Here is a 26,832-nt window from a genome sequence, read left to right as displayed (position 1 = left end):
ACATGAAGGACTGTTTGGGTTGAATATCAACTTAATAGGTTGATATTTGTCTCGGTTGGCTAATTTTTTTGCCAACGTTTGATGGAAAGACAAAGGGGCAGCTAATTTAATTTTTTTGATCATTTAAGTAAAAATAAGATAGGTTTTAGAGGGGTTTGGTAGGTGTAATAAAATAAAAATAATTTTAATGAGTTGTTTTTTTATTCATTGTAGATAGTTTTTTTACGTTGTTGCTTTGAAAGTATATAAGGCGTTTATGGATTTAAACGCTTTTAAACTGGAAGCGCAGACGCGCGATGAGTAGTGGCCCAGTCGATTGTGTCGACGGGTCGATGTGTTTAGTACATGAAACATGCAGTTGTTTACTCTATTACTAGCGTATGGTTCAGGGATGATCACACAGCAGCTTTATACGGCTTCGGTCGATACCTTTGGCTAGCAGACGTGGCTTACCTGACGAAATCCAAAGGCGTTGATATCATGTCTTCTACTGAGGCACCAGTGGTTTTTAGACAGCTGGCCGATAGCCTGACCTATGTCAGCGAAAACGGTTTTTTTTGCCACCTTGTTAAAGCACTATCGGAAACCCTGCGCGTTGATCATGCGCTGCTGGCTAGTTTTGATAGTCACAGTGGTATGGCAACGCCTTTGGCCTTTTGGAGCCACGGGACGCTTGGCGAATTAGCACCTTACGAGGTTACAGGTACGCCTTGCGAACACGTCGTCATGTTGTCACGTTGGTCTTCGCTGTCGGGTGTTAGCGAGTGTTTTCCGCGTGACCAGCGTCTTGTTGGTTTTGAGGTAGAGGGGTATTGGGGGGTCGCCATAAGAGCACCCGATGGTTGTTGTTTGGGGGTGCTTGCTCTCATGCACTCATCACCACTGGAGCTGCCTGCCTATAGCGAAGATATTCTGCGTATTACGGCCACCTTGAGTGGCGCTGAGCTTGCCCGTCAGCTAACTCAGGCAAACGTAAAGGCGCGTTTGCGGGGTAAGAAACGCGCACTTCGCATCATGCATAGCGGGCACGATTTATTAATGCATACTGGCGATGAGCAGCAATTGCTTCAAGCAGCGTGCTGTTTGGCGGTTGGTGTGGGCGGATACGCCGCGGCCTGGATCAGTGAGCTCGTGCCTGACGTTGCGCCAGAGGACTCGCTGCCAATAGTTGCAATGGCAGATGCAGATGGTGAGGTCGCCTCTTGGTTGAGCCCCTCCCAACTGTTTATTTCACGCTATAGCGCTGAGGTTACCGAGCGAGCGTTACATCTTAAGCGCCCCATCGTTATTGAGAGCCTGGCTAGTGAATGTGTACCTGAAGGCGTTCGCCAGTCCCTTATGGCATTGGGTGTCGAGCAGCTCATTGCGCTGCCATTGCAGTATGCTGGAAAGCAGTTCGGCGTATTAACGCTGTTTAACCGCTACTCCGATACACAAAGTGAGGACGAACTGCAGTTACTGCAAGAACTTGCTAATGAAGTATCGTTGGGCATCGATAATCGGCGGCGCCGAAGAACCGAACAGCGTATTCAGCATGCGGTGACGCACGTTGCCACTGCTGTATCCGCTAAGCACGGCGACGCTTTCTTACACCAGTTGACGGCGCATATGGCCGAGTCACTATCCGCAGAAGTAGGTTTTATTGCGCTGCTGGATAGGCAAAACCCTGATATTGCTCATACCTTGACGCTATATGTAAATGGACAGCGCCAGGATAATTTTGCCTATTATCTCCCTGGGGTACCGTGCCACAAGGTGATCGTTGAGCAGGAGTGCATCGTTCGAGAGGGCGCGGCCATTATGTTGCCTGCGGAAAGCAACGGTGCGTTGGATTGGGTGAACGGCTATGTTGGGCGTCGCCTGGATGACAGCCATGGCCGACCAATGGGTCTTGTCGGCGTGATGTTTAAAAAGCCACTGGGCGATGTGGACATTGTGCGAAGCGTGTTGCAGATATTTGCCGCACGGGCATCCTCGGAGCTTGAGCGCCAACAAGACGAAGACCGTATGCGGCAGTTGGCATTTTGCGACCCAGGCACTCAATTGCCGAATCGTGCTGCCTTTATGCGCCACCTTGAACGAGTGCTTACCGATAATCAAACCTCAGCGCTGGCGCTTTTGCTGCTGGACCTCAATCATTTCAAAGAGATCAATGATACGGCCGGGCATGACACGGGGGACTTAGTCCTTAAAGCAGTGGCTAGACGCTTTGCGGCATCCCTAAAGAAAGGCGAGTACTTGGCCCGGCTAGGTGGCGATGAGTTTGTGGTGGTCTGTCCTGCTAGCGATGAGGTGGCTGCATTGGCAACGGCGCATCGGCTATGTGAAAGTATCGAACAGCCTTTCAATGTTGACCAACAGTCCTTCGAACTGTCTGTCGGGATTGGTATCTCGCTTTATCCGCTGCATGCCGCAACGCCATTGGATCTGTTGAAAGATGCTGACATCGCCATGTATCAAGCCAAACGGCAAAAGCTTCCCGCTTGTGTCTTTGAGCCCTGGATGGGGCGCATTGTCGCTGAGCAGCTGCATATCGCCAAACGCCTTGCGATAGCCATTGCAGAAAAACAGCTGAGTCTGCACTTTCAGCCTCAGGTGGATCTAAACAGCGGTCGGCTGATTGGCGCGGAGGCGCTGTGCCGCTGGCACGATGAGGAGCTTGGTGACGTTTCGCCGAGTAAATTTATTCCTATCGCCGAAGAGCGCGGGATGATTGTTCCACTTGGCAATTGGGTGATTGAAGAGGCCTGCAGGCAGCTTGCCGCCTGGGAAGGGCAGGGGCACGCCATGCAGGGCCAGTTGGCGATTAATATTGCGGCCCAGCAGTTCGAAGAAGACGACTTGGTGGCACACTTACTGACGAGCTGTGACCACTTTGGCGTTGATGCCTCGCAACTCAGCCTGGAAATTACCGAAAGCGGTATCATGGATAACCCTGAAAAAGCCATCGCGATGACCGAAACGCTCAAAGGACATGGGCTTGGGTTAGCCATCGACGACTTTGGTACCGGCTATTCGTCGCTTGCCTATTTAAAGCGCTTCGCCGCCGATAAAATCAAAATCGATATTTCCTTCGTGCGCGATATGCTGGTTAGCGACAATGATCGCGTTATTGTCGCAACGATCATCGCAATGGCTAATACGCTGGGGCTTGAAACGATTGCTGAAGGTATTGAACATGCCTCGCAAGCCGAGGCGTTACTCTCGATGGGGTGTACTCAGGCTCAGGGCTATTATTTTGACCGACCTTTGACGGCGGAGATGTTTGCCCAGTACTGGCTCATTTCGCATTAAGTGTTTGCGATGGGCTCTCACCAAACTGTTGTTTATAGTCGTGGGCGAACTGTCCCAAATGCCAAAACCCCCAGTAGGTGGCAATCTCGGTCACCGACTGGCTAGGTTCGGCCGCCCGCAGAGCGCGGCGAACCCGATTAAGACGGGTAAGGCGCAAAAACTGAAGCGGGCTGATGCCGAGAATGGTGGTAAAGCTGTACTGCAGCGTGCGGCGGCTAACGTGGGTCAACTGACAAAGCGCTTCCATGGTCACCGGGCCATCTAAATGTTCGTCGACGTAGCGCTTCACGCGGTCAACCACTTCCTTACGATGCGCATAGCTCGGCGGGACGTCCTGGCAGGGTTGTTCGGCTTTTAGGAGCTCGAGCAGAGCCATCAATAAAATATCGTGATGCAGATGCTCAGCAATGGCACCCGGCTGGCTAGATAGTAGCCTTTCGAGCAAAAACATAACGGCCTTTAAGGTGCTCTGCGAGACGTGACGGCGTGGCGCTTGCTGCCATCGTTCATCCAGCGCAATGCCCTGTTGTGCTGCCGCTGCGCTCAGCGTGGGCAATTCAACCACCAAGCCATAAATATCAAACGCGTCTGGGGTGACGAGTTCAAAGTCGTGGCCGCCAGGCCGACACATGACCTCATCGACATTCAGCGCTTGCCCGTTAATACGCGACCCTGCAGTGATGGGCGGTATGCCAATCCACAGTGAATCGGGCCACACGCGGCAATCTTGACGCAGCGCTTGACCGGTGTGCTCTTTAAATACCTGCAGCGACGCCAGCTCGATCTCATCCAGTCGGCCATAGAATCGTCCAGCGCTTAACTGGTCGTATTCTTGCTGCCAGCGCGTCAGGTTATTGGCGTGCTCATCAGCATCAAAGGCTTCCTGAATGCATTTTTTTGGTGCATGCGCATTGCCAAGCAAGGCCATGATCAACTCCTTTGGGGCTTTATGAGGGCTGTTGATACCCTATTTCTTATCTAGCCGTATGTTTTTATTAAAATTATCGAAGGTTTGGCGGGTTTGCCAAAACTTGATACTCCCCTTTAAGTGATAGCGCTAAGGTAGAAACAAGCAAGTTTCGTACCTTAGCGCTTTTTTATAGCGCGCGCTTTCGCCAGAAGGAACGCTTTATGGCACAGACCTATCACTCCATGTTGGGCAGCCGCCGTTACCGCTTTGCAGGCCTAGCTGAACTGATGGCTAAAGCCACGCCCTCGCGCGCTGGCGACCGTTTGGCAGGGGTGATCGCTGAGAGCGCCGAAGAGCGGGTAGTCGCCCAGATGGTGCTGGCGGATCTTCCGCTGACTACTTTTTTGAACGACGCCTTGATTCCCTACGAAGCGGATGAGATCACCCGGCTGATCATTGATGACCATGATGCCGACGCTTTCGCCCCTATCAGCCACCTTACCGTAGGCGATTTTCGTAACTGGCTGTTGTCTGATCGCGCCACCAGCGAGGTACTGACGCAAGTAAAAGCGGGCATTACCCCCGAAATGGCCGCCGCCGTCAGCAAGCTGATGCGCAACCAGGACCTGATACTGGTCGCCAAAAAATGCCAGGTGACCACGGCGTTTCGCAACACCATCGGCCTGCCGGGCCGGCTTTCAACCCGGCTACAGCCCAACCACCCCACCGACGATGTGACCGGCATTGCCGCTAGTATTCTTGATGGGCTGTTGTACGGCAGCGGTGATGCGGTGATCGGCATTAATCCGGCCACCGATAACGTTGCCCAAAGCGTCAAACTGATGCGCCTGATGGATGAGGTGATCCAGAAGTATCAAATCCCCACCCAATCCTGCGTGCTGACGCATGTGACGAATACCTTGGAAGCCATAGAGCAGGGCGCGCCGGTGGATTTGGTCTTTCAATCCATTGGCGGCACTGAAGCCACTAACCGCAGTTTTGGCTTTGACTTGAGCACCCTCGCCGAGGCCGAAGCAGCGGCGCAGGCTCTCAATCGCGGCACGGTGGGCTGCAACGTGATGTACTTCGAAACCGGCCAGGGCAGCTCGCTCTCCGCTGACGCCCACCATGGACTCGACCAGCAAACCTGCGAGGCCCGCGCCTATGCGGTAGCGCGCAAATTTAATCCGCTGCTGGTGAATACCGTAGTGGGGTTTATCGGCCCCGAGTACTTGTTCGACGGTAAAGAGATCACCCGCGCGGGGCTTGAAGACCATTTCTGCGGCAAGCTATTGGGCGTACCCATGGGCTGCGACGTTTGCTACACCAATCACGCCGAGGCCGATCAGAATGATATGGATAACCTGCTCACGCTACTTGGCGTGGCGGGCTGCAACTTCATTATGGGCATCCCTGGTTCTGACGACATTATGCTCAATTACCAGACCACCTCCTTCCACGATGCGCTCTATGCGCGGCGGGTGCTGGGGCTGAAGGCGGCACCCGAATTTGAGCGCTGGCTCGAAGAGATGCAGATTTTCCAGGATGTCAGCACCCACCGGCTCAACGACCAACTGCCAACTGCCTTTGCCAACAGCCTGCGCCACCTGCCCAAGGAGCCACGCCATGGCACATGATGAATCAACACCCATCGTGGTGAAGAACCCCTGGGAGCGCTTAAATGCGTTTACCGATGCGCGGATTGGCCTGGGGCGTGCTGGCATTAGTCTGCCGACCAGCAAACTGCTGGAATTTCAGCTAGCCCATGCTCAGGCCCAGGATGCCGTTCACTGCCCGCTAGATGTGCAAACGCTCACCACAGAGTTATCGAAAACGCTTGAGCTGTCCGAGGCGCCGCTGCGTTTACATAGCCATGCCCAGGACCGCGCCACGTATTTACAGCGTCCTGACTATGGCCGTCGCCTCAACGATGAAACCCGCGAGCAGTTGCAGCAGGCCGCTATGTCTCAGCAGCGCTATGACCTCGCCGTAGTGATTGTTGATGGGCTATCGGCACTGGGCGTGCAGCAGAACAGCGTGCCGTTTCTCCGCTCGCTATATCAAACGCTTAACGAAGACGCTACCGACTGGCAACTGGCGCCGTTAACCATTGTTGAGCAGGGGCGGGTGGCGATCGGCGATGAAATTGGTGCGCTGCTTAATGCCGATGCCGTGCTGGTGATGATCGGCGAACGGCCAGGGCTAAGCTCGCCGGACAGCCTGGGGCTGTATCTGACCTGGGCGCCCGAGCCAGGGTTAAAAGATGACCGGCGTAACTGCATTTCTAACGTACGCCCGGCTGGCTTGAAGGCAGAGGAGGCGGCGCGCCGACTTGTACTGCTGTTAACAGAGGCTCGAAAGCGTAAGTTGTCCGGCGTTCAGCTCAAAGACCGCAGCGAAGACGACGTACTTGAAGGGGAAGCGTCGGGGGCGATTGATTCGACGCGTAACTTCCTGGTGGCGGATTAGTGGGCACTTGCATTTGTGACCCTCTAATAACGACGACCACATAACAATATCCATACAACAATACGGAACCAACACCGCTAGCCAGCACGCCGCTGACAACGATTGCGTTCCTCACTGAAAAGGGCAAAAACGATGACTCAACCAACGGTAGATCAAGCGTATCTGGCAAAACGCCAATTGCGTAAAGGCACGGCTGGCTGGATGCTGCTGGCGGGGCTTGGGGTTTCCTATGTGATTTCAGGCGACTTCGCCGGCTGGAATTTTGGTATTGCCGAAGCGGGCTGGGGCGGCTTTGCGATTGCCGCCTGCCTGATGGCGCTGATGTATCTGGCGCTGGTGCTATCGCTTGCGGAAATGTCCGCCGCGATACCTGCGGCGGGCGGCGGCTACAGCTTTGCCCGCCAGGCCATGGGGCCAGCCGGCGGCTACTTGACCGGGCTTGCGGTATTGATCGAATACGCCCTGGCGCCAGCGGCGATCGTGATCTTTATCGGCGCTGCGGTGGAGTCATTATTAGGCATTAACGGCCCGCTGGTGTACCTGCTGTTTTATGCTGTGTTTATCGGTATTCACCTGGCGGGAGTCGGTGAAGCACTAAAAGTCATGATGGTGATTAGCGGCTTGGCGGTATTCGCCATTCTTGCCACCGCGGTGGCGCTGATCGGTAATTTCGACGCGGCGAACTTGTTTGATATCGCGCCGACCGATGCCGCGGGCGCCAGCACCTTTATGCCCTATGGCTGGTACGGTATCTGGGCGGCGCTGCCGTTTGGCATGTGGCTGTTTTTAGCCGTAGAGGGGGTGCCGCTGGCAGCGGAAGAAGCCAAAGACCCGGCGCGCGACATGCCCAAAGGCATTATCGGCGCGATGCTGTTTCTGCTGTTCACCGCCTTGTTGGTCGTGGTGCTGCTGGCCGGTGCCGCGGGCGCCGAGATGATCGGCCAAAGCGGCGTGCCACTGGTGGATGCGCTGAATACAGCGGGTAACCCCATGCTGGCCACCCTGGTTAACGTCTTGGGCCTGGCCGGTTTGATCGCCTCATTTTTCTCAATTATCTATGGTTACAGCCGCTTGGTGTTTGCGCTGTCCCGGGCAGGGTATCTCCCCAAGCCGCTCTCCTTGACCAGCGAGCGCAAGGTGCCGCATCTGGCGCTGATCGTGCCTGGAGTGTTCGGGTTTCTGGTGTCGCTGAGCGGCGAGGGTGATCTGATCCTGGGCATGGCCGTGGTCGGCGCCACGATTTCCTACGCGCTGATGGCGCTGAGCCATATCATGCTGCGCGTCCAACAGCCCGACCTGCCGCGTCCGTATAAGACCCCCGGCGGGGTGGTGACCTCGGGTATCGCACTAGCGCTGTCACTGGTCGCGCTTACCGGGGTATACGCCTTTGATCCCCGCGCCTTCAATTACACCATTGTGCTCTTCATTGCCGGGGCGGCTTATTACTTCCTCTACAGCAAGAATAAGCTGGTTGCCAAAACCGCTGAAGAAGAGTTTGCGCTGGTGGTGACTTCACCTGACGAGATAGACGATAGCGAACCCGTACCGGCTGACGCCGCCAAGCTGTAAGCGAGGCATCGATTAGGCTACCGTGATATGCCCCTGGCGATATATCGCCAGGGGCTTATTCTTATCTATAAGCAGTCGCGAGGTAGTTTAATGACGCTGACCTTTAAGGAACCCAATGAGCAGCAGCGCTGGTACGCCGTTGATGACGGCGTCATGGGCGGCCAATCCCATAGTCAGTTCAGCGTTGTCGGCGGAGAAGGTCGTTTTCATGGCGAGGTGTCGCTGGAGAACGGCGGGGGCTTTGCCTCCGTTCGCCGCGAACCCGACGACTTTGAACCGGCACTGGCAAGCGCCAAAGGCATATCGTTGACCGTCCGCGGTGATGGGCGCACTTACCAACTGCGCCTGAAAAGCATCTTGCTAGGAGATGCATCCGCTTATCGGGTGAAATTTACTCCATCCACAGATACCTGGGAAACCCTGCACTTTCCCTGGGAGGCATTTGAAGCCGTTCGCCGTGGCACGCTGCTGACTGACGTACCACCTATCAAACCAGCGGATATTACCCAAGTGGGTTTTTTGATTGCTGACCGCACCGCCGGGGCTTTCTGTCTGCAGATAACACGTCTCGCGTCAGTACGTTAAGAAGAGGGGCTACCCACCAAAGTCGCCTCGCATGTAGTTTGCCGTTGAGTAACGCTAGGTGAATTCGACTGGAGGCCAGCCTGTGAAACTTTCTCCCGCGTATCGCCTTGCGGCGACTATTCTGCACGGCTTCGACGAGTACCGTGCGCGCTTTAAACAGATCACCTTTGATGCCAGCCGCCGTTTCCGAGAGGCGGCATGGCGCGATGCCCAGCAGGCGTCGGCGGCACGCATCAACCTCTACGGCGAGAAGGTTGACGACACTCTGGGGCGTCTACAGCAAACCTTCCCTCACGAGGTATTGGCCCACTGCGAAACATGGGGAGAAGCGCGCACCCATTATGCGGATTTGATCAGCCAGCGGCTTGACTACGAGCTGGCCGAAACCTTTTTCAATTCGCTCTTCTGCTCGATTTTTCAGCACCGCCATATCCGCAACGAATGGATGTTTGTATACAGCTCGCGGGAGGATGCGGCACACCGCTCGGGCATTGAGCTATGCCGCCGGTGCTCGGTGGAGGGCAACTGGCCCAAGGCGTTGGCGTGGGCGCTTCAGGAAGCTCCTTTTGACAATCCGTTTGCCGATCTTGAGCGCGATATCGAGCTTGGAACGGCGCTTCTCGAAGCGCAACTGCCCGCAGCGATCTTGCACGCCGATGATGCCCAGATAGAGCTTTTGAAAAGCGTCTTCTACCGCAATAAAGGCGCCTATCTGGTCGGGCGTATTCTGGGCGGCGGTGAGCAGATGCCGCTGGTATTGCCGGTGTTGCATGGCGAAGGCTTTGGTGAGCAGCAAGGCGGCGATCCCTGCCTGCATCTGGATACGGTGCTCACCGAGACCGACGAAGTATCGATCATTTTCTCCTTCACGCGGGCCTACTTTCAGGTGGATGTGCCGGTGCCGGGCGAGTTTGTCGACTACCTAAAAGAGCTGATGCCTCACAAGCCTGAAGGTGAGCTATATGCCGCGATCGGTTTCTTCAAGCACGGCAAAACCGAGTTTTTCCGTGCCTTGAACCAACAGGTCGCGAAGCGCGAGGATCAGTTCATGATTGCGCCTGGGGTGCGCGGCATGGTGATGGCCGTGTTTGTGCTGCCTAGCTTTCGCACCGTATTTAAAATCATCAAGGATAAATTCGACCCGGCCAAAGAGGTCACTCATGCCGTGGTGCGCGAAAAGTACCGCCTGGTGAAGCGCCACGACCGGGTAGGGCGCATGGCGGATACCCAGGAATTCTCAAACTTTATCGTTCGCAAGGACCATTTTGCGCCTGACTGCCTGGCGCACCTGCTGAAGGTGGCACCCTCGACCGTATCGCTCAAAGACGACAAAGTGATCATCAAGCATTGCTACACCGAGCGCATGATGACGCCGCTGAATATCTACCTGGAGCAGTGCAGCGAGGATGAACGAACCACGGTGCTCAAGGATTACGGTAATGCCATCAAGCAGATGGCGGCGGCGAATATTTTTCCCGGCGATATGCTGCTGAAGAATTTTGGCGTGACCCGCCACGGCCGGGTGATCTTTTATGATTACGATGAGGTGTGCTACATCACCGAGTGCCGGTTCCGGCATATGCCTAAAGGTCAGGGCGTTGATGCATCCAGTATGTCGATCGGCCCCAACGATATTTTTCCCGAAGAGTTTGGCCCCTTCATGTTCGCCAACAAAGCGCTACGCGATATGTTTATGGCGCAGCACCCTGAGCTTTTCGACCCTGATTACTGGCTGGAGGTGCAGAAGGCGATTCGCGACGGCCGGGTGATTGACGTCTACCCTTATCGTAACAAGCAGCGTTTCGCGGGAACCGTGGGCCAACTGGTATATTAGGGAATACATAAGGCAATCACGGCGAGGACACCATGACAGCAGCCCCACACCTAGTCGTCTTTACCGGTTCGGGCATTAGCGTCGAAAGCGGAATCAAAACGTTCCGCGCAAGCGATGGCCTCTGGGAGGAGTACCCGGTCGAGGAAGTCGCGACGCCGGAAGGCTGGCGGCACGACCCTGAGCGGGTGCTGGGTTTTTATAATCAGCGCCGGGAGCAGATCCGCCGCGCCAAGCCCAACGCTGCGCATAAAGCGCTGGCGGCCCTGGAGCAAGATGGCTTCAAGGTCAGCGTGGTGACCCAAAACATTGATGACCTGCACGAGCGTGCAGGGTCACGCAACGTCTTGCACCTGCACGGCGAAATCTTGAAAGCGCGGTCCTCGGTGGACCCACGGCTGCGTTACCCGCTGACCAAAGGCGGCATTGCTCTGGGCGATGTGTGCGACAAGGGCAGCCAGTTGCGCCCGGACGTCGTTTGGTTTGGCGAATCGGTGCCGTTGTTTGAAGACGCCTGCGAGATAGCCAGCCAAGCGGATTTTTTTCTGGTGGTAGGCACCTCGTTGGCCGTTATGCCCGCCGCCTCGTTGCTTTCCTATATCGAACTCGACACGCCCTGCGCGCTGGTCGACCCCGATGCGGATGCCTTAACACCGCCGGGTGTGCTGGCGATTAACACCACCGCCGGCGAAGGCGTGCCCGCGCTCGTCAACCAGTGGCGCAAGCAGGGCAATTTAATGTTGCCTTGAATGTTCGAAAAACCATGCCTTCATGACGTCGGTAATCTGCGCCATCTCTGTTTCAGACGTTATGTAGGCGGGCATGGTATACAGCCAGCGACCGATGGGGCGCAGCCAAACTCCACGCTCGCGGGCGAAGTTGGCCACTCCTTTTAGTGCCTCGGCGGAGTGGGCTTCAATCACGGCGGTGGCGCCGAGTACTCGAACGTCGTCCACGTCGGGATGGGAGTTGAGCGCTCGGTCTTCCAACAGCTCGCGGCGCAGTAATTGGTTGAGCGTGGCGATCTTATCCAGATAACCCTCTTCCTCGAACACGCGCAGGCTTTCCAGCGCGACCCGGCAGGCCAGCGGATTGCCCATGAACGTCGGGCCGTGCATAAAAGCGTGGTGCGCGCTGTCGCCGATAAAGGCATCGTGAACGCGATCCGTGGCAAGCGTCGCCGCATGGCCCAGATAACCGCCGGTCAATCCCTTGGAGAGCACCATGATATCCGGCGTGACGCCCGCGTGGTCGGCGGCAAACAGCTTGCCGGTGCGGCCAAAGCCGGTGGCTACTTCGTCGAAAATCAGCAGCACGCCAAACTCATCGCACAGCGCTCTGGCCCCCCTGATATAGTCCGGCGAGGTCATGTTCAGCCCGCCTGCGGCCTGTAATAGCGGCTCCATCAACAGCGCGGCGATCTCCCCATGATGATGTTCAAGGACGCTGCGCAGGGCGCCAAGGTCGTGTTCGATCTGTTCTGGCGTAGCGTCATAGGGGGCCGTGGGTGCCGGGGCAAAGTGGTGCTGGGGCAGCAGGCCGGTAAACAGACCGTGCATGCCTTCTTCCGGGTCGCACACCGCCATGCAGCCGGTGGTGTCACCGTGGTAAGCCTTCATTAGCGAGAGCATCTTTCGCTTGCCAGGGTGGCCGATGAGCACCTGATATTGCAGGGCCATTTTCATTGCCACTTCCATGCCCACCGAGCCGCTGTCGGAATAGAACACGTGGTTAAGCCCGGCGGGGGTAATGCGCACCAGCTCACGGGCCAAGCGGTCGGCAGGCTCGTGGGTGAGGCCGCCGAGCATCACGTGGCAAAGCTCGCCGGCCTGTTCACGAATGGCTGCGACTAAGCGCGGATGGCCATAGCCGTGGATCATGCACCACCAGGAGCAGGTGGCATCCAGCAGGCGTTCGCCGCTTTCAAGCACAAAGTGTGCGCCTTCACCGCCGACCACCTTGGGCGCCGGTGTTTGGTGTTTCAGATCGGCATAGGGGTGCCAAACGGGAGAGTTCATAGGCGCTCCAACGAGAGTAACGGTGCCAAGGAAAGGTAACGGTGGGCCGTATCGGCATGGGGCGTCGCGAGATGCGGAATAATGCCCAGACAGGGGGCCGCGAGTTTGGCGTTTAGGTGGGTGATATTGGCCTCAAAGCGTGCGTTGTCGGCGGCAAAGGCCGGGTCCACCACGCTGCCCACCCAGCCCGCAAACGTCATGCCGTCGGCGGCAATGGCCTCGGCGGTGAGTCTGGCATGGTTAAGACAGCCCAGTTTCAGACCGACCACCAGAATCACCGGCATGAGCATGGCGCGGGGAATGTCGCAGAAATCCTCGTGGTCGTTGAGCGGCACGCGCCAGCCCCCCGCGCCCTCAATGAGCGTTAAATCCCGTGGGGTTTGGGCAAGGGTGTCGTTGAGCGTGGCGACAACGGTGCTGACGTTAAGTAGCTGGCCTGCCTCGCTGGCGGCCAGATGCGGCGCGATAGCGGGTTCAAAAGCCCACGGGTTGATGGTCGCGTAGCTAACGGGCGGCACGCTTTGCGCCTGTAGCACCAAAGCATCGGTATTGCGCAGCCCGTTGGGCGTGACGCTGCTACCCGAGGCAATCGGCTTGAGGCCTAATGTAGTAAGCCCTTGCGCGCTGGCGGCATACAGCAGCGTGCTGGTAACGAGCGTTTTGCCCGCATCGGTATCGGTGCCGGTAACGAAAAAGGCGCTCATGACGACTTTTCCAAGTGCAGGGTTAAACACTGGTAGCTGACGGGCAGGCCTTGCGGTTCACGCAGGGTTTCAAATCGCGCGCGGGCAGCTGTCAGTTCGCCTCGGGTCAGTCGGGCGTTGGGTCTGGCGACCTGCGCGCCGACCCCCTTGATGGAGGCCATCACGGCGCTTAGGTCGGGGTAGTAAAACGTGCGCCGCTCGGCACGCTGATGAACCAGCGTTAGACCGCTGGTATCCACGGCGCGTGCCAGTTGATCCTGGCTGGGTGTTTCCAGTAGCGCTTCCGGGCGTTGCCAGGCGGTGGCCACTTCGGCTAGCGTGCCTGGTAGCAGTGTAGCGAGATAGGCCTGACCACCTGGCACAAGTACCCGCTGAAGTTCGTCCATTACCGCGTCAACATCGCGACACCACTGAATCGCCAGATTGGAAAACACCAGGCCGAAGGTGGCCGCAGCAAAGGGAAGGGCTTCGGCGTTGCCCAACTGCCAACGAATAAGTTTGCCGTAGCGCGACTGGGCGTGGGCGAGCATGCCGGGGGCGATATCCAACCCGGTAACGCGGGCGTTGGGATAGCGCGCGGCGAGCTGCTGAGTCCAGTAACCGGTGCCGCAGCCGATATCCAGCATGCTCAGCCCAGCGGTGTCAGGCAAGGTTGCCCAAAGCGTTTCGCCCATCTGGCGTTGAGCGCTGGCCAAGGCATCGTAATGGGGAGCCGCACGTGAGAAGGCGCGAGCGACCTTCGTGTGCCAGCTAGGCGAGTTGGTAGCGGTAGGCGGAGAGGGTAGCGCGGTGGTGGTCATCCGGGCTCCTTAACGGCTAGCAGCGACGCCTGTTCTGCCAACACAGTAGTGAGCTGGGCAGGCTGCGAGAGCATTGGGCAATGGCCAGTGCGGGCAAGCAGCGTCGCTTGGGCGCGGGCGGTGGAACTGATTAACGGGTCATGCTCGCCTACCAAGCGAATTACGGGGCAAGGAGCCTCTTTTAGTCGCTGGGCGTTGTCGATAGTGGCAAGCCAGTCGAGGCCTTGGGCGAGCGTGTTGTGGTCCACGCTGGGTCTATTGCCGAGTAGCTCGCGCACTTGTCGATTGGCGTGACGTGGGTTTGGTTCACCCTGAGCTTGCCAGCGTAAAAAATGCTGCCACGTTGCGATGGGCTCCCGCTGAAAGGCGCGTTGAAATGCCTTTAGCTCGATCTCAGTGACGCCGTCGCTGGCACAGAAAGTATCGCTCGCGCCGAGCAGTATTAGGCCGCGCGGTGCGGGTAGATGATCGAGCAGCGCCGTTGCCAACAGCCCGCCCAGCGACCAGCCAACCCATACGGCATCTTCAGGTAGTTGCGCAGCCATGGCGCCTGCCAACTGCCCCAGGGTGGCGTCGTTGGGTAGTGCTGGCGCATCACCGTAGCCCGGCCAGTTAACGGCGTGGGCTTCAATATGCGCGGGCCAGTGGCAAGAAAGCGGCTGCCAGATACGCCGGTCCACCCCCCAGCCAGACAGCAAAACTAACCTTTGTGAGGGTGCACGTCGCATGCGGCCTCCTCGCGCTGGCAAGCTTCTAATCCTTCCAGTAGCCGGTCGATGTCGCTACGGGTATGGCGGGCACTCAGCGTAATGCGCAGGCGTGCCTCGCCGTTGGCCACCGTAGGCGGTCGAATCGCGCCGACCTGTAAACCATGCTTGGCAAGCGTTGCTGCCCAAGCGAGCGTGCGGGCCTCGCTGCCTAGGCGTAACGGTTGTATAGGCGTGCTGGAGTCGCCAAGCGGTAGACCAAGCCGTTGAGCCTGCTGGCGGAAAGTGTCGATATTATGCTGAAGCTGCTGGCGGTGTTGCGGTTCGTTTTGCACAATCGTCAGCGCCTCCAGCGTCGCGGCGGCAATGCTGGGCGGCTGGGCGGTGGTATACACATAGCTGCGGGCAAACTGGGTGATATGCTCGATCAACGCGGCATCGCCGGCGACAAACGCGCCCGCCGTGCCGAGCGCTTTCCCCAGGGTGCCAACCAAAATAGGCACATCGGCGCTGCCCCATGTGTTGCCCACGCAACCGCTGCCGTTCTCGCCCAGCACGCCCACGCCATGGGCATCGTCGATCATCAGCCAGGCGCGGTGCTGCTTGCTCACCTTGGCCAGCGTGGCAATATTCGCCACATCGCCATCCATGCTGAACACCCCGTCGCTGACCACTAACTTATGGGCGCTTTGGCTGCGCGTTAGCAGGCGTGCAAGGTCATCGCTATCGCAATGGTGAAAGCGCCGTGAGCGGGCGCCGCTTAACTGGGCGCCATCGATCAGCGAGGCATGGTTGAGGCGATCGTGGAAAATAGCCGTATGCTGATCAGCCAAGGCTTGCAGCACCCCCAGATTGGCCATATAACCGGTGGAAAATAGCAGGGCGCGCTGACGCCCTGTCCAGCGTGCCAGGGCGTCTTCCAGAGCCTCATGAATTTCCAGGTGGCCACTGACCAAGTGCGATGCGCCGGCTCCCGCGCCGAAACGGCGCGCGCCTTCGGCCTGGGCCGCTTGCACACGCGGGTGTAAGGCAAGGCCCAGGTAATCGTTGCCCGCAAAGTCCAGTTGATCCGGGCATTTTACGCGTCGCACGCGCCATCGCTGCTGCTGTTCGCGCGCCTCGCGGGCGCAGGCCAGCCGCTGATGCCAGGCTTCAGACACTGGCGTCGACCGCAAGCTCAGCCACGCGCTCTGCGCGGACACGTTGTTCGGCCTGTTGGGCCAGGCGCTGGGCGTGGGTCGCGTCATCTTCGCAGGTCTCGCGACGTTCCGGGTGAAGGCCGAGTTTTTCAAAGAGCGCGCGGTCGATATCGGCTTGGGGATTGCCAGTGGTCAGCAGCTTGTCACCGTAGAAAATCGAGTTGGCTCCGGCCAAAAATGCTAGCGCCTGAGTCGATTCGCTCATCTGCTCACGACCCGCGGAGAGCCGTACGTGGCTTTGCGGCATCATGATGCGCGCCACGGCGATGGCGCGGATAAACTCGATGGGGTCCAGGTCCTCGACGTCTTCCAGCGGCGTGCCCGGGACCTTGACCAGCATATTGATCGGCACGGATTCCGGGTGTGGCGACAGCTTGGCCAGCTGCTGTAGCAACGCGCTGCGGTCATTTGCATCTTCGCCCATGCCGAGAATACCGCCGGAACAGACTTTCATACCCGCCTCGCGCACCGTTGCTAGCGTGTTCAGCCGGTCGCTAAACGTGCGAGTGGTGATGATTTCGCCGTAGTAGTCGGGTGAGGTATCTAGATTATGGTTGTAGTAGTCGAGTCCCGCCGTCGCCAGACGCTTGGCTTGATCGTCGTCGACCATGCCCAGCGTCATGCAGGTTTCAAGGCCTAGCGCTTTTACCTGGCGAACCATCTCTTCGACCAACACCAGGTCCTTATCCCGTGGGCTGCGCCACGCCGCGCCCATACAGAAACGGCTGGCGCCTGCTTGTTTAGCCGCTTTGGCTTGCTCGACGACTTTTTCGATTTCCAGCAGCTTCTCTTTTTCCAACTGGGTATTGTAGTGGCCTGACTGCGGGCAATATTTGCAATCTTCCGGGCAGGCGCCGGTTTTGATCGATAGCAAGGTGGAAACCTGAACCGCGTTGGCATCAAAATGTGCCCGGTGAACCTGCTGAGCCTGAAAGAGCAAATCGTTGAACGGTAATGCAAACAGCGCGTTAATTTCGTCAAGCGTCCAGTCGTGGCGCGGAGCATCAGTCTGGGTATTAGCAACGGTGGCGGTCACGGGTAAACCTTTTTGCTTTTGAAAGTTGACGAGACTTTATCGGCGATGGGGTTTTAGTGTCAACTTGAAAAGGTTTTAAGGTTGACAGTGGCGGAGGGTTCGTCTTGGGCGGGGAGCCTGCTTTATACTCTGCGTCCTTTGCTAATTGCCGGAGCGTGGATGCCTGCTTCTGATACGCACAATACACTTGCCGATAGAGCAAGCGCCGAGAGCGACCCGATGACGCGCCACCCGCGTCCGCCCAGTCGTGAGTTCAAAGCGCGGGGCAGTTTTGTTACGCGCTGTGCGGGCTGCAACCTACCCGAGCTTAACTGCCTGTGCCCCTATCAGGTCAAAGCCGAAAGCCATGCCCAGGTGTGGTTGTTAACCCACCCGCTTGAGCACTATAAACCGACCAATACCGGTCGTTTGGTTGGCGACGTGCTGGCCCAAACCGAAGTGTTTACCTGGTACCGCACTGCGCCCGATAAGCACTTGATGGCGCTGCTCGAAGATTCGCGCTATGCCCCTTTTGTGGTCTTTCCGGATGACCAGCCCGACTATGCTGATCGTGTGGTTACATTGGAGGCAGTGATCGACGCCAAGCACAGCGGCAAGATTCCGGTCTATATACTGCTGGATGGCACCTGGCGTCAGGCGCGGCGCATCTTCCGCAAAAGCCCTTACCTTGACGCACTGCCGGTGCTGCCACTGCGCACCGAGCGGGAGACTCGCTATCGGCTGCGCAAGCCTGCCTCAAGCGCGCATTTATGCACCGCAGAAGTGGCTGTCGAATTGCTGCGGCAGGGGGGCGATGTGACGGCTGCCGCTGTGTTGGATGATTATTTCGACGTGTTTAACGACAGCTACGCTGCCAGTCGTTCTTACCACAAGATCGAAACGCCGACGCCAGCGATGCAGCGCTTATCGGCGAAAAGAGACGCTGAGTCCAGTACGAAAGAGTAAGCGTTGCACGCATGTCACGCACCGCTGCCAAACAAGGTGCCCGCGATTCGGAAGCCCGCCACCCAAGTGCCCACTGCCGAACCAAGGGTGGCGAGGATAAACACCAGTAGCGTGCGCGATACGCGATTTTTCCACCAGCCCTTCAGCTTCACCACATCGTGGCGCAGGGTGGCAAAGTCACGCACTTTGGGTTTGCGCATATAAAGCTCCACCCCAGCGGCCACAAATCCGGCACCAATGGTGGGGTTAAGCGAGGTAAGTGGTGCGGCAAAAAATGTGGTGATAACGGTCACCGGGTGAGCCAATGCGGCAATGGTGGCACCACCGGCGAGAATGCCATTGATCAGGAACCATTCGATTACCAACTGCCATCCAAGGTCGGTATTGCGCGAAAAGCCGACCACGAAACCGACCAAAACCAGGGCGGTGATCAGCCAGGGAGCCAGCTTCCATAGCTTGGAGGGCGGAGGTGTGGCTTCCAGCGTGGCAATTTCATCTCGCGGCTGGGTGGGTAGCGGGGCTTCCAGGTGTTCACCGGTGCCTTTCAGGTGCCCAGCCCCTAATACCACCAACACATTGCGGTAGCGCCCCGGGGGGGCATCTTCAGCAAGGCGTAGCGCCATGTAGCGGTCGCGTTCGCGAATCAGAGGGGTATACAGCGCTTCTGATTGGGCGGCGAACTCACTGAACGTGGCCTCCAGGATGTCGCCTTCCTTGAGTTTCTCGATATCTTCTTTCGAGACGTTTTCCCTCGACAGCACGCTGCCGATCAAGCCGGTGAATAGGGAAAAGCGTTGCCACCAAGGCACATTGCGGTAAATGCGCTTAAGGGTAATGCCTACATCGCGGTCAACGAGCAGCAGTGGTAACTGCTTTGATTGGCAGGCTTCCACTGCCGCGCGCATTTCAGCCCCTGGCTGAATGCCCGACTGCTCGGCGATACGTTGCTGAAAGGCTCCCAGCGCGAGACTGGCGGCGACCATGCCAGCCTTGCCTTGTTTAAATACTTGAAAGAGATCCTGTTCGCCCATGGCATCCGGGTTGGCCATGCTGTGGTGACGGGCATCACACAGTTCAATGGCAACGGCGTCGAAGCGGCCGCTGTCGATCAGTTGGCGCACGTCGTCGGCGCTTTCTACCGAGACGTGCGCTGTGCCGAGCAGCGTGTAGCACGTATCGCCTACCGTAATCACCTGTATCGGGCCGCTTGTGGTAGGTAGTGCGTCGCTATTGGGCACTGTCGGTGTAACATCTTCCTGGGTCATGACGACGTCTCAATTCAAAAAATAAATAAGCAGCGTTGGCGGGGTTAGCGCCGCCAGAAGGCAGGCGTAAACAGTACCAGCACGGTGAAAATTTCCAAACGACCTAACAACATGGCAAACACTAAAATCCATTTGGCTACGCTGGGCATATCGCCGTAGTGGCTGCTGGCTTCGCCGAGTGCGGGGCCCAGGTTATTTAAGGCAGAACCCACCGTCGACCAGGCGGTTACCTGATCAACCCCGGTGGCCATAACGCCCACCAACATTAAAAAAAACAGCAGCACATACACCGAGAAGAAGCCCCAAACCGCCTGGGCGATACTGTCGGGCACGCTGACTTTACCCACCTTAACTGCGATGACCGCGTTAGGGTGAATCAAGCGCATGACCTCACGCATACCTTGTTTCATGATCAAAATAATGCGGATGACTTTCATGCCGCCACCGGTTGACCCCGAACACCCTCCCACAAAGGCCGCTACAAACAGCAAAAAAGGCAGCGCACCTGGCCAGGAGGAAAAATCCGCGACGCTAAACCCGGCGGTGGTAGCTACCGATACCACCTGAAAAATACCATGACGAAGCCCACGCAACGTGTCGTATGTCTCGGTAAGCCACAGCGATAGCACCGTAATAACAATTAGCCCGAGTAAAAACAGCATCAAGAAGCGGGCTTCTGGGTCGTTGATGTAGTGGGTAAGGCGTTTTTCACGCCAGGCAATAAAGTGCAGGCTAAAACTAAACGCGGAAATCAGCATAAAGCCAACACAAATCAGCTCAATAGTGGCGCTATCGAAATAGCCGATGCTGGCATCGTAGGTGGAAAAACCGCCATTAGCGATGGTTGAAAAGCTGTGACTCAATGCATCGAACCAATCCATTCCAGCCAGCATGTAGGCAATCATGCATGCCACGGTGAGCGTGGCATAGATATACCACAGGGCCTTGGCAGTTTCGGTAATGCGTGGGGTTAGCTTGGAGTCTTTAAGCGGCCCCGGTATTTCGGTGCGGTACAGTGCCATTCCGCCCACACCGAGCGTCGGCAAAATGGCCACGGCCAATACCACGATCCCCATGCCGCCTAACCATTGGAGCTGCTGGCGATAGTAAAGGATAGACTCGGGCAGAAAATCGATGCCTGTCATCACCGTTGCGCCGGTGGTCGTCAGCCCCGAGAAGGACTCAAACACCGCATCGGTCATGCTGAGCGCTTCGTCGCCAAATAGCATCAGCGGCAGCGAACCAAACAGCGCCAGCACCGTCCAGAACATCGCCGCGATAATAAACCCGTCGCGTACGCGCAGCTCTTTTTGAGCGCGACGGTTGGGTAAGTAGAAGGCCAGACCCGTCGCTACGGTGATCGCCATGGCGATCATAAAGGCCTCCCATACGCCGTCGCGAAACCATGCCGAGATCAGCATGGGCGGCAGCATGGTAAGGCTGAATAGCATCAGCAGCAGCCCCAGGATGCGCAAAATAACCCTCAGGCTCATGGCAGTCGTATGCTCCGCTGGTAAGTAAGACGCGCGCTGAATATAAGCATTAGAAGAACGTTAGCCCTACCTGGAACAAGCGCTCTACGTCGCGAATGCGGCGCTTGTCGATGACGAACAGGATGACGTGGTCACCGCTTTCCACCACGATGTGGTCGTGGGCGATCATGACGTCTTTGCCGCGCACAATCGCCCCGATGGTGGTGCCGTCGGGCAGGTCGATCTCGCGGATGGGGCGGCCGACCACCTTGGACGACTGCTTGTCGCCGTGGGCGATGGCTTCAATGGCCTCCGCCGCGCCCCGGCGCAGCGAGTGGACGTTGACAATATCGCCCCGGCGCACGTGGGTCAGCAGGCTGCCGATGGTCGCCTGCTGGGGCGAAATGGCGATGTCGATCTCGCCGCCTTGGACCAGGTCCACGTAGGCGGCGTTGTTGATCAGCGTCAGCACCTTCTTCGCGCCTAACCGTTTGGCCAGTAGCGACGACATGATGTTGACCTCGTCGTCGTTGGTCAGCGCGCAGAAAATATCGCAATCCTCGATATTCTCTTCTTCAAGCAGCCGCTTGCTGGTGGCACTGCCGTGGAGCACAACGGTGCGGTCAAGCCGCTCAGAGAGCGTAGTGCAGCGCTCCAGATTATGCTCGATTATCTTGACCTGGTGGCTGTGCTCTAGATGCTCAGCCAAGCGCTCACCGATGTTGCCGCCCCCGGCAATCACCACCCGGCGAAAATCCCGCTCGACCCGGCGTAGCTCGCTCATCACCGCGCGGATATCGCGCCGGGCAGCGAGGAAAAACACCTCGTCGTCGGCTTCGATGACGGTATCGCCGCGCGGGATAATCGGCCGGTTGCGGCGGTAGATCGCCGCCACCCGTGTGTCCACGTTGGGCATGTGGCGGCGCAGAAAGGCCAGGTCCTGGCCGACCAGCGGGCCGCCGTAAAACGCTTTCACCGCCACCAACTGGACGAGCCCGCCGGCAAACTCCAGCACCTGCAGCGCGCCGGGGTGCTCAATCAAGCGGCGCACATGATCAGTGACTACCTGCTCGGGGCTGATCAGGACGTCGATGGGGATCGCTTCGTGGGCGAACAGCCCTTTGCGGGTCAAGTAGGCTGTCGCGCGTACCCGGGCGATTTTGGTTGGAGTGCGAAACAAGGTATGCGCGACCTGGCAAGCGATCATGTTGATTTCATCGCTGCTGGTCACGGCAATCAGCATATCGGCGTCTTCGCAACCTGCCTGGCGCAACACAATGGGGTAAGAGCCCGCGCCAGTCACCGTGCGGATGTCGAGCTTGGTGTGCAGCTCACGCAGCTTTTTGGCGTCGGTATCGACAACGGTGATATCGTTTTCTTCACGGGCGAGGTGCTCCGCGAGGGTGCCGCCGACCTGGCCGGCGCCGAGAATGATAATTTTCATTGCTGAGCATCGGTTCCATTAAGTGCGCAAGCGACTCCCCGTTGACTAAACGAGGCGGGCTATCGTGCGCTGCAATAAAGACGGCGGCCAGTGTAAACCAGCCGCCGCCGAAAAGCAGGTGGGGATTATTCCAGAGTAAAGCCGACCTTCACCGTGACCTGCCAGTGCGCGACCCGACCGTCTTCAATATGGCCACGGGTGTCGGTCACTTCCAGCCAGCGCATATGCTGGATGGTTTCAGACGCTTTGGCGAGCGCGCTCTGCACGGCGTCTTCAATCCCTTTTTCAGAAGAGCCGGTGAGCTCTATGTGCTTATAGGTGTGATGGCTCATGGTGCCTCCTTCCATGTCATGAATTCACTGACCCCTCAGACAGTCAGCTTCTCTAGTCTGGCATAAAAAAAGCCATCGTGACTGCTTGCTTCGGGAAACAGTTGGCGACCTGGTCCGCTGGGCGTGCCCCAGGCCACGTCGCCTGGCGTAGTGACCCGGGCATCGGGCGTGCGGGCCAGAAAGGCCTCGACCTGATCGCTGTTTTCTTCAGGCAGCACCGAGCAGGTGGCGTACAACAGCGTGCCCCCCGGGCGCAGCAATTGCCAAAGGTTATCCAGCAATTGGCGCTGCAATGTCGTTAACTTGCGGATATCGTCGGGGCGGCGCAGCTTTTTAATATCTGGATGGCGGCGAATGACGCCCGTGCCGGAACAGGGGGCGTCCAGCAAAATCGCATCAAATGGCGTGCCGCTCCACCAGTCGCGCTGCGTGGCGTCGGCGTGTTGCAAATCGGCTAACAGGCCTAGCCGATGTAACGCATCCTCGACCCGCGCCAAGCGTAAGTTATCGCTATCAATGGCGGTGAGTGCAATATCAAACTGTTCCAGCAGGTGAGCGGTTTTCCCGCCGGGGGCGCAGCAGGCGTCCAGCACGCGGGCGCCCGGGCGCGGAGCAAGCGCGGGCCCCAGCAGTGCTGCGCTTAACTGGGCGGCTTCATCCTGAACGCTAACGTGGCCTCGCTCAAAGCCGGGTAGCGTGCTGACATCGCAGGGCTGCTCAAGCGTAATGCCGTCGGGTGCGTGAACACACAGGTGCCCGCTCAAGCCATTTTCATTAAGCAGCGACAGGTAGGTTTCGCGGTCTTGGTGGCGCTGGTTGACTCGCAGCGTCATGGGCCCCGGCTGATTGTTGGCTTCGGCAATTGCCTGCCACTGCTCGGGCCATGCCTGACGAAGCGCCTTCAACAGCCAGGCGGGATGTTCGAGCGCGACGTTGGCGTCGCGGTCAACGACCGCCTGCAGGTCGGCGGATTCACGCTGCAAACGGCGCAGGCAGCCGTTCAGTACCCGGGTGGCCCAATCTTTGCCGAGTAAGCGCGCCGCCCCTGCGGTTTCACCTACCGCTGCATGGGCGGGGATGCGCATATAGAGTAATTGATAAATACCCACCAGTAGCAGGGCCTGGATGTCGCTGTCGCGTTTTTTGAGCGGTTGCTTAAGCAGTTGGTTAGCCAGTGCTTCCAGGCGCGGCAGGCGGCGGCAGGTACCGTAGCACAGCTCTTTTAGCAGGCTGCGATCACGGGCAATCACGCTGTGCTCATCCAGCCCGGCCAGCGACCCCCGGTCGGTCAGCACTGGCACCAGTCCTCTTGCGGCGGCGGCGCGCACTTCTTGTCCGCTGCCTTCTTTCGGTGCGCGAGGCTGATTCATGACGGTGCTCCTTCTTGCGTGCTGGGGCCCAGGCGGGTGCCGTGGGTGAGGCGTGTTTGGCGAGCGTTGAGTAGTTCGCGTACCGGCATCGCCTTGCCGCCGGGGAGCTGGGCGCGGCTAACGCAAAGGACTTCATGGCCGTCCTGGCCGCAGGCGATACGCAGGTGGTCCTCGCCATGGGCCAGTAGCGTGCCGGGCGGCGTCGGCTGCTGCTCGCCGAGCTCGACACTTGCCTTAAGCAGGCGCAGGCGGTCGTCGCCCAAAGCGCACCAGGCGACAGGCCAGGGGTTAAAAGCGTGGATGGTGCGTACCAGCTGTTCGGCGGGTTGGCTAAAATCCAACTCGGCTTCGGCCTTGGTGAGTTTGGCGGCGTAGGTGACGCCTTCTTCGGGTTGGGGTGTCGCCTTGATGCGCCCCGTCTCCAGTTCGTCCAGCACACTCACCAGCGCGGTGGCGCCTTGAAGCGCCAGCCGGTCGTGCAGGTCGCCGCCGGTGGTCTGGGGGGTGATCGGCGTGCGAACCTCATGCAGCATATCGCCGGTATCCAGGCCGGCGTCCATTTGCATAATGGTCACGCCGGAAACGCTGTCACCGGCTTCAATGGCGCGTTGGATAGGTGCGGCGCCGCGCCAGCGTGGCAGCAGCGAGGCGTGGACGTTAAGGCAGCCCAGGCGGGGTATATCGAGAACGGCCTGGGGCAGTAACAACCCATAAGCCACCACTACCATTACGTCGGCGTTCAACGATGCCAAGGTTGCCTGGGCATCGGCCGCTTTCAAGCTTTCAGGCTGGTAAACCGGTAGCGCATGTTCAAGCGCTAAGCGCTTAACCGGGCTTGGGGTGAGCTTGCGCCCGCGCCCCGAGGGGCGATCGGGCTGGGTATAAACGGCAACCACCTGGTGCTGGCTTTCCAGCAGGGCGGCCAGGCTTGAGGCAGCAAATTCCGGCGTACCTGCGAACACAACACGCAATGATGACATGGACAGAGCGACCTAGCGGCAAAAGTGAACGTGACGATAAACTTGGGCAAAGCGGGCGCGGTTAGGCATCCTGCATTTGCTTATGGCGCTTTTCCATTTTTTTACGAATCCGGTCACGCTTGAGCGGCGAAAGATAATCGACAAACAGCACGCCCTCTAGGTGGTCATACTCGTGCTGAATGCAGTGTGCCAGCAAGCCGTCCGCTTCCAGCGTGTAAGGCTCGCCGTTGCGGTCCAGCGCTTTCAGCTCCACGTTAAGATAACGCGGCACTTCAGCGTAGTATTCCGGGATCGACAGGCAGCCTTCGGAAAGTGGCTCTTGGGTGTCGCCCAGCGGGGTGTACTGGGGGTTGATCATCACCAGCGGTTGCGACTGGTCGTCGCTGACATCCATAACGACCACGCGGCGGTGGACATCTACCTGGGTCGCGGCTAGGCCGATCCCCTTTGCGTCGTACATGGTTTCAAGCATGTCATCGACGAGCTTGCGCACCTCATCGTCGACGGTCTGAACTGCTTGGGCCTTGGTGCGCAGGCGCTCGTCAGGAAATTCGAGAATGGCGAGTTTGGCCATGGCGTTGCTACCACCGTTATGCTGAGCTGAATAATCGCTTGGGAGCACCGCTAACAGCGCCGCGTGCCCAAGAACTTTATGATCGAGTACTCTATGATCGACGTACTTTGTATCCAACGGCTCCGTGAGCCGCACATTGCAATCAATATACTTTATGATCGACCACTATATCATGCTGTCAATGTTCCGGGCATGCCTGCCCGGCGCCTCAGTGTGTGACGCCAAGTCGGGTAGGGAGGGTTTGGATGGGGGCTAGACAACACAGGCATCGAGCCGTGGTGGGCGGTTGGCTCATTGGCGTAATGTGTCTATTGATCACGCTTGACGCCAGCGCCTGGGAGCGCGTCCGCGATTCGGCCCCTGAGCGTTACACCGTGGTGACAGGTGACACTCTTTGGGACCTTGCCGGCCGGTTCTTGCATGCACCTTGGCACTGGCCTGAGCTATGGCAAACCAATCCTGATATCGACAATCCTCATCTCATTTATCCCGGCGATGTAATCACCCTGAGCGATTGCCAGGGTGCCCCGTGTCTGTCGCTTTCCCGGGAGCAGCAGGTGGTGAAACTGTCGCCCCAGATGCGGACTGTGCCTCGCCGTGAAGCCATTTCACCGATCGACGCAAGTGTTATCCAGCCGTTTTTGCGCGACCACCGTATCGTTAATGGCGACCCCGCCGACGGCGCGTTGGCCTATGTCGTGGCCGGTAACCAGGGGCGCTTGATCAGCGGAGCGGGGGATTCGCTATATGTGAGAGGGCAGGTGCCAACACAAACTAACCTGGGAATTTATCGGCCCGCCGAGGCCTATGTGGCTGATGATGGCACTGCGCTGGGTACCGAGCTGATCAAGATCGGTGAGGCACGCTACGTGCGCGCCGAAGAGGATATCGCCCAGCTAGAAGTGCTAAGCGCCCATCAGGAAGTCCGCAATAATGACCTTGTCTTACCGCTGGAAACGCCGCGGCTAAGTGACGAAATGGTGCCGAGAGCCCCGCGTAATGAGCTATCCGGGGCGCTGATTGGCGTGCCGGGCGGCGTGCGCTTTATCGGCCGTCTCCAGGTGGTGACCATCGATCTAGGCACGCTGGATGGCGTACAGGCCGGGCATGTTTTCCAGATTGCCCAGCAAGGTGAGGTGGTCAGTGATCCGCGCAGCCAGGCGCCGCTGACACTGCCTAGTGAGGTCGCTGGTACCTTGATGGTCTTCAAGCCTTATGATCGCGTGAGCTATGCGTTGGTGATGGAAGCCTCAACGGTACTAGAGGTTGGTGATCAGGTGCGGACGCCGCCACGTTAAATAGTTAAGGGCGCTAAGACATTGAGCAAG

General features: G+C 58.1%; 23 protein-coding genes. 9 read left to right on the top strand and 14 right to left on the bottom strand.

Features of this window, described 5'->3' with window-relative positions; genetic code table 11:
• Positions 1-480 precede the first annotated feature (480 nt).
• Complete coding sequence (locus CPH17_RS08975; protein ID WP_231898105.1) at positions 481-3,294, top strand: bifunctional diguanylate cyclase/phosphodiesterase; 2,814 nt, start codon at positions 481-483, stop codon at positions 3,292-3,294.
• On the opposite strand, the gene CPH17_RS08970 is transcribed toward CPH17_RS08975, so the two are convergent.
• Entirely contained in the window at positions 3,281-4,222 is a 942-nt protein-coding gene (locus tag CPH17_RS08970) for a helix-turn-helix domain-containing protein (RefSeq protein ID WP_074397423.1), read from the bottom strand. The genes CPH17_RS08975 and CPH17_RS08970 overlap by 14 nt on opposite strands.
• A 203-nt stretch (positions 4,223-4,425) precedes the next feature.
• Between CPH17_RS08970 and CPH17_RS08965 the strand changes: the two genes are divergently transcribed.
• The 6 genes from CPH17_RS08965 (at position 4,426) to CPH17_RS08940 (ending at position 11,407) form a co-directional block, all read left to right on the top strand.
• A complete protein-coding gene (locus CPH17_RS08965) occupies positions 4,426-5,841 on the top strand; it encodes an ethanolamine ammonia-lyase subunit EutB (protein ID WP_096299168.1) in 1,416 nt (471 codons plus the stop codon).
• Positions 5,831-6,673: an ethanolamine ammonia-lyase subunit EutC gene (gene eutC, locus CPH17_RS08960; RefSeq protein WP_096299166.1), complete on the top strand. Its 843-nt coding sequence runs from the start codon at positions 5,831-5,833 to the stop codon at positions 6,671-6,673. Before CPH17_RS08965 ends, eutC begins: the two co-directional genes overlap by 11 nt.
• 132 nt (positions 6,674-6,805) lie before the next feature.
• Positions 6,806-8,242 carry an ethanolamine permease gene (gene eat / locus CPH17_RS08955; RefSeq protein ID WP_096299164.1) on the top strand — a complete coding sequence of 479 codons (1,437 nt, stop codon included), beginning with the start codon at positions 6,806-6,808 and terminating at the stop codon, positions 8,240-8,242.
• A gap of 90 nt (positions 8,243-8,332) precedes the next feature.
• Positions 8,333-8,827: a CIA30 family protein gene (locus CPH17_RS08950; RefSeq protein WP_096300926.1), complete on the top strand. Its 495-nt coding sequence runs from the start codon at positions 8,333-8,335 to the stop codon at positions 8,825-8,827.
• Between the two features lie 82 nt (positions 8,828-8,909).
• Positions 8,910-10,661 carry a bifunctional isocitrate dehydrogenase kinase/phosphatase gene (aceK, locus tag CPH17_RS08945; RefSeq protein WP_096299162.1) on the top strand — a complete coding sequence of 584 codons (1,752 nt, stop codon included), beginning with the start codon at positions 8,910-8,912 and terminating at the stop codon, positions 10,659-10,661.
• Between the two features lie 32 nt (positions 10,662-10,693).
• Complete coding sequence (locus CPH17_RS08940) at positions 10,694-11,407, top strand: SIR2 family NAD-dependent protein deacylase (protein ID WP_096299160.1); 714 nt, start codon at positions 10,694-10,696, stop codon at positions 11,405-11,407.
• Here CPH17_RS08940 and bioA read toward each other — a convergent pair.
• Genes bioA through bioB form a run of 6 tightly spaced genes read right to left on the bottom strand, consistent with a single transcriptional unit; the run spans position 11,393 to position 17,122 of the window.
• Positions 11,393-12,676, bottom strand: coding sequence for an adenosylmethionine--8-amino-7-oxononanoate transaminase (gene bioA, locus CPH17_RS08935; RefSeq protein WP_096299158.1), 1,284 nt, complete (start codon positions 12,674-12,676; stop codon positions 11,393-11,395). The genes CPH17_RS08940 and bioA overlap by 15 nt on opposite strands.
• Positions 12,673-13,380 (bottom strand): dethiobiotin synthase, encoded by a 708-nt coding sequence (gene bioD, locus CPH17_RS08930; RefSeq protein ID WP_096299156.1) that lies wholly within the window; start codon positions 13,378-13,380, stop codon positions 12,673-12,675. Before bioD ends, bioA begins: the two co-directional genes overlap by 4 nt.
• A complete protein-coding gene (bioC, locus tag CPH17_RS08925; RefSeq protein WP_096299153.1) occupies positions 13,377-14,180 on the bottom strand; it encodes a malonyl-ACP O-methyltransferase BioC in 804 nt (267 codons plus the stop codon). Before bioC ends, bioD begins: the two co-directional genes overlap by 4 nt.
• Positions 14,177-14,908 (bottom strand): alpha/beta fold hydrolase, encoded by a 732-nt coding sequence (locus tag CPH17_RS08920; RefSeq protein WP_096299151.1) that lies wholly within the window; start codon positions 14,906-14,908, stop codon positions 14,177-14,179. The genes bioC and CPH17_RS08920 overlap by 4 nt, the downstream gene beginning before the upstream one ends.
• Complete coding sequence (gene bioF, locus CPH17_RS08915) at positions 14,881-16,047, bottom strand: 8-amino-7-oxononanoate synthase (RefSeq protein ID WP_096299149.1); 1,167 nt, start codon at positions 16,045-16,047, stop codon at positions 14,881-14,883. The genes CPH17_RS08920 and bioF overlap by 28 nt, the downstream gene beginning before the upstream one ends.
• Positions 16,040-17,122 (bottom strand): biotin synthase BioB, encoded by a 1,083-nt coding sequence (gene bioB, locus CPH17_RS08910; protein ID WP_096299147.1) that lies wholly within the window; start codon positions 17,120-17,122, stop codon positions 16,040-16,042. The genes bioF and bioB overlap by 8 nt, the downstream gene beginning before the upstream one ends.
• Positions 17,123-17,281: 159 nt before the next feature.
• On the opposite strand from bioB, the gene CPH17_RS08905 reads away from it, so the two are divergent.
• Positions 17,282-18,067 carry a tRNA-uridine aminocarboxypropyltransferase gene (locus CPH17_RS08905; protein WP_096299145.1) on the top strand — a complete coding sequence of 262 codons (786 nt, stop codon included), beginning with the start codon at positions 17,282-17,284 and terminating at the stop codon, positions 18,065-18,067.
• Between the two features lie 14 nt (positions 18,068-18,081).
• Here the strand turns inward: CPH17_RS08905 and CPH17_RS08900 are convergent, their stop codons facing one another.
• The 7 genes from CPH17_RS08900 to def all read right to left on the bottom strand — a co-directional run bounded on the left by CPH17_RS08900 (position 18,082) and on the right by def (position 25,504).
• A complete protein-coding gene (locus CPH17_RS08900) occupies positions 18,082-19,332 on the bottom strand; it encodes a TraB/GumN family protein (RefSeq protein ID WP_096299143.1) in 1,251 nt (416 codons plus the stop codon).
• 44 nt (positions 19,333-19,376) lie between these two features.
• Positions 19,377-20,825 (bottom strand): TrkH family potassium uptake protein, encoded by a 1,449-nt coding sequence (locus tag CPH17_RS08895; RefSeq protein WP_074397407.1) that lies wholly within the window; start codon positions 20,823-20,825, stop codon positions 19,377-19,379.
• Positions 20,826-20,874: 49 nt separating this feature from the next.
• Positions 20,875-22,248, bottom strand: a complete 1,374-nt coding sequence (gene trkA, locus CPH17_RS08890) for a Trk system potassium transporter TrkA (protein WP_074397406.1) — start codon at positions 22,246-22,248, stop codon at positions 20,875-20,877.
• A gap of 125 nt (positions 22,249-22,373) precedes the next feature.
• Positions 22,374-22,580 carry a dodecin gene (locus tag CPH17_RS08885; RefSeq protein ID WP_074397405.1) on the bottom strand — a complete coding sequence of 69 codons (207 nt, stop codon included), beginning with the start codon at positions 22,578-22,580 and terminating at the stop codon, positions 22,374-22,376.
• A 35-nt stretch (positions 22,581-22,615) separates the two neighbouring features.
• Positions 22,616-23,950, bottom strand: coding sequence for a 16S rRNA (cytosine(967)-C(5))-methyltransferase RsmB (rsmB, locus tag CPH17_RS08880; RefSeq protein WP_096299141.1), 1,335 nt, complete (start codon positions 23,948-23,950; stop codon positions 22,616-22,618).
• Positions 23,947-24,930 (bottom strand): methionyl-tRNA formyltransferase, encoded by a 984-nt coding sequence (fmt, locus tag CPH17_RS08875; protein WP_096299139.1) that lies wholly within the window; start codon positions 24,928-24,930, stop codon positions 23,947-23,949. The genes rsmB and fmt overlap by 4 nt, the downstream gene beginning before the upstream one ends.
• Positions 24,931-24,991: 61 nt before the next feature.
• Positions 24,992-25,504, bottom strand: coding sequence for a peptide deformylase (def, locus tag CPH17_RS08870; RefSeq protein WP_074398554.1), 513 nt, complete (start codon positions 25,502-25,504; stop codon positions 24,992-24,994).
• A gap of 245 nt (positions 25,505-25,749) precedes the next feature.
• On the opposite strand from def, the gene CPH17_RS08865 reads away from it, so the two are divergent.
• Entirely contained in the window at positions 25,750-26,802 is a 1,053-nt protein-coding gene (locus CPH17_RS08865) for a LysM peptidoglycan-binding domain-containing protein (protein WP_096299137.1), read from the top strand.
• Positions 26,803-26,832 lie beyond the last annotated feature (30 nt).

The organism is Halomonas sp. hl-4 (assembly GCF_900215475.1).
GTDB lineage: Bacteria > Pseudomonadota > Gammaproteobacteria > Pseudomonadales > Halomonadaceae > Vreelandella.
This window is presented reverse-complemented; position numbering and strand designations above follow the sequence as displayed.